Here is a 13566-nt window from a genome sequence, read left to right as displayed (position 1 = left end):
TGACTGGGATTACACAGCACTGTCAGGTGAGCATAGTTTTTCGCAGCTGCCCTCAGCAGTGTTGGACCACCGATATCGATAGTTTCAATTGCTTCTGCTAAACTCACGTCCGGTTTAGCAACAGTCTCTTCAAATGGATAGAGATTCACCACCACCAAATCAATGGGACGAATCTGGTTTGTCTCCATTTCTGCCACATCTTCGGGCAAATCTCGCCTTCCCAAAATTCCACCATGAATTCGTGGATGTAGGGTTTTGACCCTGCCACCTAAAATTTCTGGAAAGCCAGTGTAATCAGACACTTTCGTTACCGGCAAACCTTCTGATTGCAAGGCTTTAGCCGTTCCGCCACTGCTGATTAAATCAAATTCCAATTCTTCTACTAGCTGACGGGCAAAGTCGATTAGTCCAGTTTTGTCAGATACACTCAGCAGTGCCAGATTTGCCATTTCAAACAATTTTACAAAAAGTCAACCGAATTCTTAATTCTCAATTCAGAATGCAGAATTATTAGTTGCTAAATTCAGGATTCAGCAACTTAATAATTCAGAAATAGTTCAGAAATATTCCACCTTACTTCTGGATTATGGATTCTGCACTCTGAATTTTTTTTTAAATTGTCAAGAGGTTTTTTAGGGTAAATTTAAATAATTCAGCGAACTAAGTAGGTACTTATATTTAATTAGCTTACCTACCAATACCGAATGAATTATTTCCATCTTTTACCCATTCTTCCTAATTACAACGGATGGAAAAGTAGATCAGGGAAAAAGCGGTTAAATTCAATCAAAATTCCAGCCGTAACGGTCATCCAAAGAGCCAATAACACTGGTGCTAGGGACAAATACTTAACTAAATCCTGCATGGAACATTCTCCTAAAATCGATAACTATTTCAAGACATCTTGGCACATCAAGATAATGCCCTGTCTATAAAGCGCGAAAATTTGATTAGCGAGAACGGCAGTAGTTTTTAGCTAACTTTTCAGTGCTAAAAGCGTTCCCGCGAGCGAGTCTAAGTATGATTGCTAGCGTGGTGAGACAGGAATCTCATCATCTTTAGCAAACATTTCACCAGTGGTGATTTCTTTGAATGCTAACAAAGGCCATGAGGCAGCCATTAGCATCTTACTAACTGCCAAGGGGACATCAATGATGACTTCTTTGTCTTCTGGGTTCTTACCCTTTTGAATCGCTTGTAGATAGCTGCGACCTGCCCAGCCAATCCAGCCAGTGATATAGAGGAAGAGTAAGCTAGGAATGAGGAAGTCACCCATATGGGAGAAACGACCATCCACAATCAAGTGAGGATATCCCTCATCACCACAAAGTGCTTGAGAATACCGCTCAAATCGGTTCGCCCCGGAATTGGGGTTAGCTGTAGTGTTTAGGAATTCAGCCTTCCGGGCTTGGAATGCAGCAGACTCACTACAAGGGGTGAGATGATCCAAAGAAGCAGAGGCTGGGCTGATGGCGCAAAACCACAGACAGACGGCAAAAATTAAAGCTAACAATCGTCGCATAGAAAGTGTCTCCTTTTGTTAAGAAACAAAAAGTTTTTTGTACAAACCAAAAGATCAAATTATTTGTACACTCAGGCAATCTTACTCTGAGCCGTGTATCTAGTAAAGTTTAATTAACTAAAAGTAGTGTTTCAATAAAGGTCATTGGTGAATGGCTTGTGTTTTAGCAATAGAAACCAGTTGTGATGAAACAGCTGTGGCGATTGTTAAAAATCGTAAATGTTGTAGCAATATCGTTACTTCCCAAATTCCTATGCATCGGCAGTATGGCGGTGTGGTGCCAGAGGTAGCATCCCGTAGCCATCTAGAAACCATCAATCATGCGATCGCGCAAGCCCTAGAAGCAGCTCAACTGGACTGGGGCGCAATTGATGGAATTGCTGCTACCTGCGCTCCCGGCTTAGTGGGCTCTCTACTAGTGGGGGTCACAGCTGCCAAAACTCTGGCCATTGTCCACCACAAGCCGTTTCTGGGTGTCCATCATCTAGAAGGTCATATTTACGCCACCTATCTCAGTGAGCCAGAACTAGAACCACCATTTTTGAGTCTGTTGGTGTCTGGTGGTCACACTAGCTTAATTTATGTCAAAACCTGTGGTAGCTATGAGATACTGGGCGCAACCCGTGATGATGCTGCCGGTGAAGCCTTTGATAAGGTAGCACGATTATTAAAGTTAGGCTATCCCGGAGGACCAGCTATAGATAAGTTAGCACGAGAGGGCAATCCCAAAGCCTTTCCCTTGCCAGAAGGTAAGATTTCCCTTGCTAGTGGTGGTTATCATCCCTATGACTCCAGTTTTAGCGGCTTGAAGACAGCGGTGCTAAGGTTGGTGCAAAAATTCGAGCAGGAACACTCAGAAATTCCAGTGACCGACATTGCTGCCAGCTTTCAGGAAACCGTAGTGCGATCGCTTACCAAGCGTACCATTGCTTGTGCTCTCGACTATGGTCTGGACACGATTGCGGTTGGGGGTGGGGTGGCTGCTAATAGTCGATTGAGACAACAGTTGCAAGCTGCAGCAACTGAGCATAATTTGCGAGTTATTTTCCCTCCCCTGAAGTTTTGTACCGATAATGGCGCAATGATTGGCTGTGCCGCAACTGACCATTTAAATCAAGGACATACTTCCCCTTTAACTTTGGGGGTGCGATCGCGAATGCCTATCACTAAGGTGATGGAACTTTATTCAGAGGTTTAAGAGGTTGAAGGTTTAAGAGGTTGAAGGTTTAAGAGGTTGAAGGTTTAAGAGGTTGAAGGTTTAAGAGGTTGAAGGTTGAACGCGATCGCGTGGCCGAAAGGCCAAGGTTGAAGAACCTGCTAACCTGTAACCTGCTAACCTCTAACCTGCTAACTTTTAAAGTTATTGCACAAGTACAATCGGGATGACAGGATTTGAACCTGCGACCCCTTCGTCCCGAACGAAGTGCGCTACCAAACTGCGCTACATCCCGATAAAGTCATAATTTAAGATTTCATCTATTTTATCATGCCTTAGGGGCAATCCGCCCCTAGCTTGTTAGGATCAAGATTAAAGTAACGTAACTTAAATTTATATATATATATAGTTGGAGTATAACCAAGAGTGGTAGTTAAACCAGAATGGTTGCGAGTCAAAGCGCCCCAATGGCAGCGTGTCGGCAATATTAAAGAAACCTTAAGAGATTTGGATCTCAATACTGTCTGTGAAGAAGCCTCTTGTCCCAATATCGGAGAGTGCTTCAATGCTGGTACTGCCACCTTTTTAATTATGGGACCAGCCTGTACCCGTGCTTGTCCCTACTGCGATATTGACTTTGAGAAAAAACCCAAAGCCCTTGACTCCACTGAACCCACACGGCTAGCAGAAGCCTTGCAGCGCATGGGTTTAAATCATGTAGTTATTACCTCTGTCAACCGGGATGATTTACCCGATGGTGGAGCTTCCCAGTTTGTACAGTGCATTGAAGCCATTCGCCTGGTCTCACCTCATACCACTATTGAGGTTTTAATCCCAGACTTGTGCGGGAACTGGGATGCCCTCGAAACAATTCTTCAAGCTAAACCGGAAGTCCTCAATCACAATACAGAAACAGTACCCCGACTCTATCGGAAAGTACGGCCTCAAGGGGATTATCAGCGTTCCCTTGAATTACTGATGCGGACGCGAAACTTGGCTCCATCGGTTTACAGCAAATCTGGTATAATGGTAGGTTTAGGAGAAACTGATGCGGAAGTCCGGCAAGTCATGGCGGATTTAAGGCAAGTAAACTGCGACATCTTAACTATTGGTCAGTATCTTCAACCCACTCAAAAACACCTAAAAATTTCTGAATTCATAACCCCTAAACAATTTGATACCTGGAAAGAGTATGGTGAATCCCTCGGTTTCCTGCAAGTTGTTTCCTCTCCCCTCACCCGCAGTTCCTATCATGCCGAGCAAGTTCGAGAATTAATGCAGCGGTATCCCCGATGAACGCTTTCATGGTTGCAAAACAATTGAAACTAACAACTAACCAAGAAAGCGTTTCTTATACTGATCAGGTAAATTCAATGTTCTTACCCCTACTCCCTACTCCCTACTCCCTACTCCCCAGGGCGAAAGCACCTCACCTAATTGAGAACTGCAATAACAAATAACAAATGACCAAAATAACTATAATCGGAGCTGGTGTTTGGGGTACAGCCCTCAATAGCCTAGCCTCTCAAAACGGTCATCAGGTTTGTTTGTGGTCCCGTCGGAGTCAGACAAAATTAGCAGATGCCATAGAATCTAGCAGTATTATCCTTTCTGCTGTTTCCATGTCGGGGGTAAATTCTGTAGCGCAACAGCTAAAGGGGTTATCAGTATCTCCTGAGGTGATATTGGTCACAGCGACTAAGGGGTTAGATTTGCAAACCACCCGTACTCCCTCCCAAATCTGGCAAGCTGAATTTCCCAACAATCCTGTAGTCGTGCTATCAGGTCCTAATCTCTCCAAAGAAATTAAACAAGGACTCCCAGCCGCTACAGTAGTAGCTAGCACAGATGTAAAAGCAACTCAGATACTACAACAGGCGTTTTCTTCGCCAAATTTCAGAGTTTACACCAATCGAGACCCCCTCGGTGTAGAACTAGGGGGTACCCTGAAAAATGTGATGGCGATCGCATCTGGAACCTGTGATGGTTTACAACTAGGAACAAATGCCAAAGCAGCTTTACTAACCCGTGGACTTACAGAAATGATCCGTATTGGTGAAGATTGGGGTGCTAAGGTAGAAACATTTTACGGTTTGTCGGGACTAGGAGATTTACTGGCAACCTGTAGTAGTAGCCTCAGTCGCAATTATCAAGTTGGTTATCAGCTCGCTCAGGGTCAGAAACTTGCAGATATTCTCGCCAACTTGGAGGGAACAGCAGAAGGGGTCAACACTACAAAGGTTGTGATGGAACGAGCTAAGCTCAAAAGAATTTCAGTACCCATTACTTATCAAGTCCATCGATTGCTCCAAGGGGAGATTACCCCCCAAGCTGCTGTTGAAGCTCTAATGCTACGAGATACTAAGCCAGAGTAAGGAACCTGACTGAGTTGTTATATCATGTCGGGATAATTACCCTTAATAAAAATATCCCCATCTCCCCATCTCCCCATCTCCCCATCTCCCCATCTCCCCACCCTCCCTCTAATTATGGGTATTCAACCTGACTTGATATTACCCTTGCTCCCTGACTGCGAAAGCTCTCCTGCTCCGGAAGCTCGCCTGCTTTAAAACTCAGACAGGAAAACTCAGACAAAAAACTGCGACATTTTGCTGTTGTCTATGACAAAAAACTGAGACAAAAATTGAGACATTTTGCTGTTGTCTATTAGGCATCCTGAAAATATAGAATCTTTAGAGACATGCCACTGCTTGAGCTGAAGCGACTGGATCAATAGATTGTAATCTTTTGTAAGGTTTTATAAAGTTTTGTAATATCATTACCAATCTGGCCACATAGCTGGGTGGCAATAATATTTCATAACTCTGGTAATTCGGCAATAATTTGGCAATTTTGAACTATGTGTATGCACTTATTCATAAGTTCGTTGTTTCTTCAAACCCATTCCAGCAGAGGATATCCGCAAGTAGCTTGCCTACTGCTTAGTCCCTGATACCCATAAATAAAATTTTTTCTTGAATTAGCGAGAATATTTCTGGAATCGCCATGATGCCCACTGTAGATTAATACAGCTTTTGACCAAGGTCTCTATTTACCTATAGAGTTACTTCTAAAATAGCTCAAATCAATAGCTTAAATCAGGAAATCCCGTTCCTTTTGCCATCTATAAACCTTCAGCCCTTACGGGCAAGGTTGGGTGGAGACATCGGGTGAACCGTTAGCTACGGATACTAATAAGGGCTACCAGGGATAACCGGTAAGTCTTGCCGGAAAAAATTTATTTTAGTAACTGTTTCTCCGGTCATCATGGGTGGGAATTCTAGTACTAAGTGTGACAAACACAATTCCGTGTTGTCACTGGTTGTAATCGAGAGATCATTATGCCAGCCACTCCTTTCTATGCCGACACAGAATTAGATCACGAGACTTCTGCCTATAGCTTTGAGCTTAATGGCCCAAGGGACGATGGGGAAGGATCAGTGGATGACTTAGTTGATGTGGAGATTGAGGGTGCAGACGCGGCTAGCTTAACTAAAAATAGCACCCGTCGCACCACCGACCTAGTTCGGTTATATCTCCAGGAAATTGGTCGGGTTCGTCTACTGAGGCGAGATGAGGAAGTCTCGGAAGCTCAAAAAGTTCAGCGCTACATGAAACTACTACGGCTGCGCAATAAGTCGGCTATATCCGAAGATAAAGTCATGGAGCGCTTTGTCCACCTGATTGAAACCCATGATCGTCTAGCGTCCCAGTTAGGTCACCGTCCTTCCTTGGAACGGTGGGCAACGGCTGCAGGAATTGACGTTTCTCAACTTAAGCCGAGTATGTCAGCTGGAAAACTGCGTTGGGCAGAGTTAGCCGAACTGACATTCAAAGAGCTAGAGCAGGTACAAGCTGAGGGGCTCCAAGCTAAGGAACACATGATCAAAGCTAACCTACGTCTGGTAGTGTCAGTAGCGAAAAAGTATCAAAACCGTGGCTTGGAACTTCTAGACTTAATTCAGGAAGGAACTCTGGGATTAGAGCGAGCGGTTGAGAAATTTGACCCGACCAAAGGCTACCGATTTAGCACCTATGCTTACTGGTGGATCCGTCAAGGAATCACCAGGGCGATCGCTACTCAAAGCCGTACTATTCGCCTGCCAGTTCACATTACTGAAAAGCTCAATAAAATCAAAAAAGCCCAACGGAAGATTTCCCAGGAACGTGGCCGCACAGCAACCATTGATGATATTGCTGTGGAATTAGAGATGACTCCGGCTCAGGTACGAGAAGTATTACTACGAGTACCTCGCTCTGTTTCTTTGGAAATTAAAGTTGGTAAGGAACGAGACACCGAACTGGGAGATTTACTCGAAACTGAGGAAACCTCTCCAGAAGAAGTGTTGATGCGAGAAGCCTTACAACGGGATTTACAGCAACTCCTAGCCGATCTAACCAACCGTGAACGGGATGTGATTCGGATGCGGTTTGGCTTGGGAGATAACCAGCCTTACTCTCTAGCTGAGATTGGTCGCGCTTTGGATTTATCTCGGGAGCGGGTACGCCAAATTGAAGCTAAGGCTTTACAAAAGTTGCGGCAACCCAAGCGCCGTAACCGAGTTCGGGATTATCTGGAAGCTTTGAGCTAATCCCTTGGTGACATATTCCCACACTTACCTATAACTTACCTATTAGGGAAGTGTGGGCTTCTTGCCAATCCTATCCTAGCTATCACCCTAGCTATCCCTTGTCCTAGAGTTCTAGTTATTGAAAATTTATTGTATTTATAAATACCTGAGGTTAAATACCTGAGGGAGCACCCCGATCTATTTCTTTGTTAGTGGACTTGAGCTGACTTAAAAATAGGCTACCCGGGCATCAAATCCTTGCGATCGCAATTCATAGGAAAGACTTTCGGCCTCACTACGGCTAGAAAAGGCTCCAGCATTAAAATAACGGCCTCGATTGTCCTCAGATATAATATCATCGTCTGATATAATTCCACTACTTAGCTTGATCTGATTTAGTACTTTATCATTATGAATCGGGATCACCACCACATAGCGATTCTTCTCAGTTTCAGGATTGATATCAATAAATCCCAATGCTTGCAGGGTTTGTAAATCAGCTATCCCGGTTGGAAGTAGATTATTATTACGTATCTGAAATTTAAACACTGCATCCTCAGTTTGTTCGCCATATCTCCCATCAACCGGACCGGGATTAAACCCCCGAGATCTCAACGCTTGCTGAAGCCGTTTTACCTCTGGACCACGATCGCCTGGTCGTAGTTCACTGCTACGGATAGGAGTACCAAATGCTATCGGTTCTTGACTGCTAAAGTCAGCAGGAGGAAGAGGCATCTCCCCAGGCAGGAATCGAAACGGTTGTGATTGAGTAACTAATGCATTAGATAGTTCTGCTCTAGTTTGTGATCCCACAATCCCATCCGCCCTGAGACCATAGTCTGTTTGGAATCGAATCACTGCTTGTTCTGTAACTGGACCAAAGTAACCGGTTGGGTCGGCATTGAAATACCTCAGTTCTCTTAACTGTCGCTGCACTTCCGTAACCGCTGATCCACGAGACCCTCGTCTGAGTCCAGATTGATTAAGATTCCTACGGGATGGTGCTACTCTGGTTTGCGATGGAAAGAGTGTTGCTCTGGTTCGTGGTCCGACTTCCCCATCAGCAGGAAGCCCCTTGTCTCGTTGGAACCGAATCACAGCATTTTTAGTAATTGAACCAAAATAGCCAGTTGGTTGCCGATTGAAATACCCAAGTTCTCGTAAACGACGCTGAACCTCTGTTACATCGGCTCCCCTACGACCTTCCCGCAGCACCCTTTGGGCTAGGGCTTCTTCTGCCATCCCCACAATGCTAAGTGTGGCAACTAGCAACAGTAAATAAATCCGATGGTGAGTAACTAGCTTATACTCCTTCAGCCACTGAAAAAATGTTTGATTCGACTCCGTCAAAACCGCAGGAGTATCTGCAAGTTCTTCTTCGCTTAAGGCAAGATGAAGATAGGCAAGGGTCTCCATGATTCTTCCAAGGAAACTGTTACCGTTAGTTTAACAAATCACAGTAGACCATTGGTAATGTTTCGGACAAGAGAATCTCAGAAATTTTACGTAATCCGATAGTAAAGCATGTAGTTATAGAGCAAGACTCTTACCAAAACAGAGCAATTCTCCTCTTTTACCATAACGCAATAGTTTTAACTCATGACCACTATTCGTCACTGGAGTACGTTTTTCCCCCTGCTAGCTTTAGTTTTGAGCAGTTTAGGGGGAGTAGACGCTAGGGCTACCGTAATTCCCAGCACCAATTCCGCCAACACCATACCATCGGCAACACCAACCCAAGCCCAGACTCAAGGGAAATTTCAACTGGCTCAGGAATTGATGGGTGAATGTCGCGCCGCTGCTGAGTCAATGTTTATCTACAAACAGCGATCAACCTCTAACCCAATTAGAACCTTAGACCTTAATGAACAAGTTATTCTGGCCGAAAACAAGGTTAGCAAAGATGGTTGGATCGCGATCAAATTCCCCATTAATGGATTTGTCCAAGCCCAAGATCTGAAGTTCTGTCCGGGGACAGGAGGAGTACGCCCTACTCAAACACAATCTCTCTGCCGCCAAGCTGCTAAGTCAATGTTTATCTACAAACAGCCATCAATCGAACCAATCAGAACCTTAGAGCCTGATGAAGAAGTTATTCTGGCCGAAAACAAGGTTAGGAAAAATGGTTGGATAGCGATCAACTCCCCCGTTCCTGGATTTGTCCGAGCTAAAGATCTCAAGTTCTGTCAGCAGACATTAAGAGTAAGCACTAATCAAAGACAATCTCTCTGTCGCGAAGTTATATATAAAGGTAATGATGGTATAGCTGTCCGTAGACAACCGGATATTAACTCTTCCCGACTGGGTCTTGTCTCCTATGGAGTGGAAGTAACACTGATCAACCGTTCCCCTCAAGAGCAATTTTTCCAGGACTCCCAAGGGCGCGAGTGGGCAAGAATAACTTATCCTGTTAATGGATGGATGTCTAACGGGTTTCCTCGTAACGGTGATCAGAATCTTGTGGTTTGTTCCAATTAGCCCACTACTGAATTAGCAAGTTGTTAATTACTTATTATAGGACTTTTATTTATACCAAGTCAGCCTGATGTAACAAGGCACCAACTAAGCCAGCCATAGCAGTAATTCCTATAGCAATCATTGGGTGTTGACCTTGGCTGACAGCAAAGGAAGTGACAATCCCTGCACCCAAAGCAGCAGTCACAGCAGCACCCAAAAGATCTTTATTTGTATTTTTATTGTACATAAACCTGTTAGCCAGAAATTCAGTTAGGTAGAAATTTAACTTTTTTGGTGGTGTTAAAAGTTAGTTTCATAACCTTATCATTCTGGATTCTGGCGTTAAAGCTAGATCGGCAATATCGCAATCAAGATTAATATTTAGCTAATTTTCTTAACAATAACCAGACTTGTTAAGTGTGGACTGTTGCTCCAAACTATTAATCTATTGATTAGTCTATTTTTTTGACATTACCTGCTTTAACCCAACCTTTTTGGTCACTACCAGGCAAGCGTACTCTCTGCCATCGCTTATCATCACTGTATCCGAGGATGATCAGGGTCTGATTGTAGCCAATACCACCAATGCGTTGAGCGTTCAGGCTAGGGGAGTCCCTCAGAATCAACCCCTGTGGCCAGGTAACACTGGCTCGATAAGCACCCGGTTCTAGTTTTGGTAAAGGACTAGGACTAGGAATGGGTTTGGGAGTAGTTGCTGGTTTAGACTCCCCAGATGAACTGGTGGGCTGAGCTTTTGGTGATGGTGAGGTCTTGGGTCGCTCCTCAGCAAAGACAGGTTTTTCAGGCTCAGCTGCTAGTTTAGTAAAGAAGTAATACACTGTACCAACAGCAGCACCTGTTAAGATGGCAATGCCGAGAATAAAACCAATGATAAACTGAGCTATCTTGGACAGACTCATGGGAAGCTATTAAAGATAAAGGTTGAAGGTTGAAAGGTTGAAAAGTTTAAGGTTGGAGGTGGTTAGGTTGAAGGTTGAAAGGTTGTTCGCGTAGCGTGGCCTTTTGGCCAAGGTTAACAGGTTGTTCGCGTAGCGTGGCCTTTTGGCCAAGGTTAACAGGTTGTTCGCGTAGCGTGGCCTTTTGGCCAAGGTTGAAGGTTGAAGGTTGTTCGCGTAGCGTGGCCTTTTGGCCAAGGTTAACAGGTTGTTCGCGTAGCGTGGCCTATTGGCCAAGGTTAACAGATTGTTCTAGCAACAGTTAATGATAAAATTCTAAATTAATCTAGTTGACATTAATCGATAGCGTCGATCCTACTTATCAGGTCAAGTCAATTTTATTAGCCCTACTCCCTACTCCCTACTCCCTACTCCCTACTCCCTACTCCCTACTCCCTACTCCCTACTCCCTACTGCCATTAACCAAAGATGAAGTTTCTCACCCAATTGAGAACTGCTATATTATGATTACTTACTGAAGTTGGCGCTGAATTCGATCATTTAAGGGGGTATTGCGAGAAGCCATGCGAGCTTTTCCGGCAGCTGCCCAATCCTGTAAGAATTGGATTTGCTCTTGGGCTGTCCGTGCTAAGGGGATAATTTGGCTAGCGGCTTCGAGAATATCATCTGTAGTGAAGTCTCGGTTTTGGCTAAAGCCGATGTGCATGGCTTCGATCAGGGTCTGCTCAATTTCTGCCCCAGAAAAATCAGGGGTTTCGTAGGCTAATCGGTCTAAAGCGTAACTCTTAAGATTATGAGGTCGCAGCCGGGATAGGTGTAGATCGAAAATAGCACGACGTTCTTCCTGGTTGGGCAAACCAACAAAAAAGATTTCGTCAAATCGACCCTTGCGGAGCATTTCTGGGGGTAAGGCTTGGATATTGTTGGCAGTAGCTACCACAAATACTGGGGATTTCTTCTCAGCTAACCAGCTAATAAAGGTACCAAAGACACGACTGGTTGTGCCTGCATCCCCTTTAGAGGATAGACCAGAGAAGGCTTTGTCAATTTCATCAATCCAGAGGATGCAGGGAGCGAGAGCTTCGGCTAGCTGAATCATCTGCCGAGTACGGGATTCTGATTCCCCTACTAAGCCACCAAATAGACGACCGACATCTAAACGTAGCAGGGGTAGGTGCCAGTGGTTTGCGATCGCTTTTGCAGTTAACGATTTCCCAGTTCCTTGAATCCCCACTAATAGTAAACCACGAGGATGGGGTAAGCCGTATTGTCGGGCCTGTTCTGTAAATGCTCCACCTCGTCGCAGTAGCCAGTCTTTGAGGTTGTCTAAGCCACCTATGTCTGAAATTTTTTCTTGGGTTGGGTAGAACTCTAGGATTTGGGTTTGCCTAATGGATTGACGCTTTTCTTCTAAAATTAGTTCCACATCTGAAGGTTGGATGGCATTATTAGAGGCAATCCCACGAGCTAGGACCCGACGAATTCTTTCTAAGGAAAGACCAAGAGCCGAGCGCACCAGCTCATCAATGATTTTTTCAGTCAGATTTTGACCCGTTGCCCCCAACAAACGTTTCACCTCAGCTTTAATTTCCGATGCGGTTGGTAAGGGGAATTCCAGCACTGTCAGCACTTCGGTTAAATCCGAGGGGACGGACACTTGGGGGGTAACGATAACTATATTCTTAGGCTGGGATTTGAGGGTACGTGCCAGATTTCTGAGTTTACGAGCAACTGATACATCTTCTAAGAATCGGTGAAAATCTCTTAATACAAAGATGGCAGCAGCACTTTCGCCAATTCTATCTACAAATTCTAAGGCTTGTAAGGGATTGCGGCGTCCAAAGCCGATATCATTAGGATTTCCTTGGTAACCATCCACAAAATCCCAGATATAGACACCACGATTACCCAAACGTTTAGCGGATTGCTTGATCGCTGTTTCTACTCGCTCTTCTTCTAGAGTGGGAATATATAACAAAGGATAGCGAGCACGTAGCAGAAGCTCAAACTCGTCATTGAAATTCATATAGCAAAGGGAACAGGGAACAGGGAATAGGGAACAGGGAGTAGGGAGCAGGGAGTAGGGAGCAGGGAGTAGGAACCCGTGGCGAATTAAATTACGGGTCAAGCGCACCTAAGCGGCCAAAGGGGGTTTCCCCCAGTCGTGCTTTGCCGTGGTTTCCCCCATGAGCGACTGCATTAAGACGGGAATATGCCATCAAAAATTATGACAATTCCTACATGGATTTTTATATAGCGTTTCTCGCAGTTATGAGGTAAGCTTTGCAACCTCAAAGTCCCCCTTATTAAGGGGGATTTAGGGGGATCAATTTATACCTTATGGGATATAGAATTCCTATATAGGAGCCAATTACTCAAAAAGTTAATGCTATAAATAAATATTTAAACCTTAAACATAGCATTTTTTATTTCCAATAAACTTGGATAAAGGCTCTGCTGCTAGTAACTCCCTGACCAATTTCCCCTTCAGCATTATACTACCAGGCAACTCACTATCCAGGAAGTTTTCTCTTCAGGGATTCTAGAGCCCCCCAACGTTGATCCCGTAGTTGATCCCGTAACTCTGCTTCACTGTTATTCTTAATCTGGATACCTATACATTCTTGGTCACACAGCTGCCGTGGCGGAATTGCCAGACATAGTTGTTCGTATAACCAAGTGTCTGGATAAAAATACCCCTGAGCTGGAAGGGTTTCTTGTAAATCATCCCAAGTTATCTCCTGCTCTAGGGATACATCCGACAGTTGGTCAGCTGAGGAAGCTAACCAAACTAATTCGGATGTATCGATGCTTAGGCGGTGGTTGTACTGTTTTAAGCAGCGGTGACAAGTCAAGGTAATGATCGTTTCTGCTTGAGCACAGACCTCCAGGTAATTTCCTTGATGAGCCACTTGCACTTGACCTCGAACTGGGGTCAGTGTC

15 protein-coding genes, 1 tRNA gene and 1 pseudogene are annotated in these 13566 nt (G+C 44.5%); 7 read left to right on the top strand and 10 right to left on the bottom strand.

All coding sequences use genetic code 11. The features are described from left to right. From purH to F6K49_RS27855, 3 genes and pseudogenes are all read right to left on the bottom strand, one after another. Nucleotides 1–449: pseudogene (gene purH, locus F6K49_RS27865) on the bottom strand (bifunctional phosphoribosylaminoimidazolecarboxamide formyltransferase/IMP cyclohydrolase); the annotation flags it as partial. 290 nt (nucleotides 450–739) lie between these two features. Further along, entirely contained in the window at nucleotides 740–865 is a 126-nt protein-coding gene (gene psaJ, locus F6K49_RS27860) for a photosystem I reaction center subunit IX (RefSeq protein ID WP_071105376.1), read from the bottom strand. Nucleotides 866–1027: 162 nt separating this feature from the next. Next, nucleotides 1028–1522: a Photosystem I reaction center subunit III gene (locus F6K49_RS27855; RefSeq protein WP_293101830.1), complete on the bottom strand. Its 495-nt coding sequence runs from the start codon at nucleotides 1520–1522 to the stop codon at nucleotides 1028–1030. Between the two features lie 151 nt (nucleotides 1523–1673). Between F6K49_RS27855 and tsaD the strand changes: the two genes are divergently transcribed. Continuing rightward, nucleotides 1674–2720 (top strand): tRNA (adenosine(37)-N6)-threonylcarbamoyltransferase complex transferase subunit TsaD, encoded by a 1047-nt coding sequence (gene tsaD, locus F6K49_RS27850; RefSeq protein WP_293101827.1) that lies wholly within the window; start codon nucleotides 1674–1676, stop codon nucleotides 2718–2720. 179 nt (nucleotides 2721–2899) lie between these two features. Here tsaD and F6K49_RS27845 read toward each other — a convergent pair. Then, nucleotides 2900–2973 (bottom strand) — tRNA-Pro (locus F6K49_RS27845). 131 nt (nucleotides 2974–3104) lie between these two features. Here F6K49_RS27845 and lipA point away from each other — a divergent pair. The 4 genes from lipA to sigC all read left to right on the top strand — a co-directional run bounded on the left by lipA (nucleotide 3105) and on the right by sigC (nucleotide 7270). After that, nucleotides 3105–3974 carry a lipoyl synthase gene (lipA, locus tag F6K49_RS27840; protein WP_293069216.1) on the top strand — a complete coding sequence of 290 codons (870 nt, stop codon included), beginning with the start codon at nucleotides 3105–3107 and terminating at the stop codon, nucleotides 3972–3974. Nucleotides 3975–3982: 8 nt separating this feature from the next. Further along, nucleotides 3983–4138, top strand: a complete 156-nt coding sequence (locus tag F6K49_RS27835) for a hypothetical protein (RefSeq protein WP_158069695.1) — start codon at nucleotides 3983–3985, stop codon at nucleotides 4136–4138. A gap of 3 nt (nucleotides 4139–4141) precedes the next feature. Beyond that, nucleotides 4142–5053 (top strand): NAD(P)H-dependent glycerol-3-phosphate dehydrogenase, encoded by a 912-nt coding sequence (locus tag F6K49_RS27830; RefSeq protein ID WP_293017274.1) that lies wholly within the window; start codon nucleotides 4142–4144, stop codon nucleotides 5051–5053. A gap of 966 nt (nucleotides 5054–6019) precedes the next feature. After that, complete coding sequence (gene sigC / locus F6K49_RS27825; protein WP_293017275.1) at nucleotides 6020–7270, top strand: RNA polymerase sigma factor SigC; 1251 nt, start codon at nucleotides 6020–6022, stop codon at nucleotides 7268–7270. A gap of 207 nt (nucleotides 7271–7477) precedes the next feature. On the opposite strand, the gene F6K49_RS27820 is transcribed toward sigC, so the two are convergent. Next, nucleotides 7478–8665 carry a peptidoglycan-binding protein gene (locus F6K49_RS27820; protein ID WP_293069219.1) on the bottom strand — a complete coding sequence of 396 codons (1188 nt, stop codon included), beginning with the start codon at nucleotides 8663–8665 and terminating at the stop codon, nucleotides 7478–7480. Nucleotides 8666–8848: 183 nt separating this feature from the next. Between F6K49_RS27820 and F6K49_RS27815 the strand changes: the two genes are divergently transcribed. Continuing rightward, nucleotides 8849–9727: an SH3 domain-containing protein gene (locus F6K49_RS27815; protein ID WP_293101822.1), complete on the top strand. Its 879-nt coding sequence runs from the start codon at nucleotides 8849–8851 to the stop codon at nucleotides 9725–9727. Between the two features lie 49 nt (nucleotides 9728–9776). Here F6K49_RS27815 and F6K49_RS27810 read toward each other — a convergent pair whose 3' ends face one another. From F6K49_RS27810 to F6K49_RS27800, 3 genes are all read right to left on the bottom strand, one after another. Then, nucleotides 9777–9953 carry a hypothetical protein gene (locus F6K49_RS27810; protein ID WP_009148761.1) on the bottom strand — a complete coding sequence of 59 codons (177 nt, stop codon included), beginning with the start codon at nucleotides 9951–9953 and terminating at the stop codon, nucleotides 9777–9779. Nucleotides 9954–10158: 205 nt separating this feature from the next. Further along, on the bottom strand, nucleotides 10159–10626 hold the full coding sequence (locus tag F6K49_RS27805) for an SH3 domain-containing protein (RefSeq protein WP_293017278.1): 468 nt from the start codon (nucleotides 10624–10626) through the stop codon (nucleotides 10159–10161). Nucleotides 10627–10635: 9 nt separating this feature from the next. Beyond that, nucleotides 10636–10899, bottom strand: a complete 264-nt coding sequence (locus F6K49_RS27800; RefSeq protein ID WP_293101819.1) for a hypothetical protein — start codon at nucleotides 10897–10899, stop codon at nucleotides 10636–10638. A gap of 53 nt (nucleotides 10900–10952) precedes the next feature. On the opposite strand from F6K49_RS27800, the gene F6K49_RS27795 reads away from it, so the two are divergent. Continuing rightward, the gene (locus F6K49_RS27795) at nucleotides 10953–11141 is read left to right on the top strand and encodes a hypothetical protein (RefSeq protein ID WP_293101816.1); all 189 of its coding nucleotides are present in this window, start codon (nucleotides 10953–10955) and stop codon (nucleotides 11139–11141) included. Here F6K49_RS27795 and F6K49_RS27790 read toward each other — a convergent pair. Both F6K49_RS27790 and F6K49_RS27785 read right to left on the bottom strand, forming a co-directional pair. Next, nucleotides 11135–12649 carry an AAA family ATPase gene (locus F6K49_RS27790; protein ID WP_071105385.1) on the bottom strand — a complete coding sequence of 505 codons (1515 nt, stop codon included), beginning with the start codon at nucleotides 12647–12649 and terminating at the stop codon, nucleotides 11135–11137. The two genes, F6K49_RS27795 and F6K49_RS27790, sit on opposite strands and share 7 nt — an antisense overlap. 487 nt (nucleotides 12650–13136) lie before the next feature. Further along, on the bottom strand, nucleotides 13137–13566 hold a 430-nt coding region (locus tag F6K49_RS27785), incomplete at its 5' end, for a YceD family protein (RefSeq protein WP_293101813.1).

The sequence above is a fragment of the Moorena sp. SIO3I6 genome, assembly GCF_010672095.1.
Note: the sequence above shows the minus strand (reverse complement) of the source record. Positions and strands in the feature narration are given on the sequence as shown.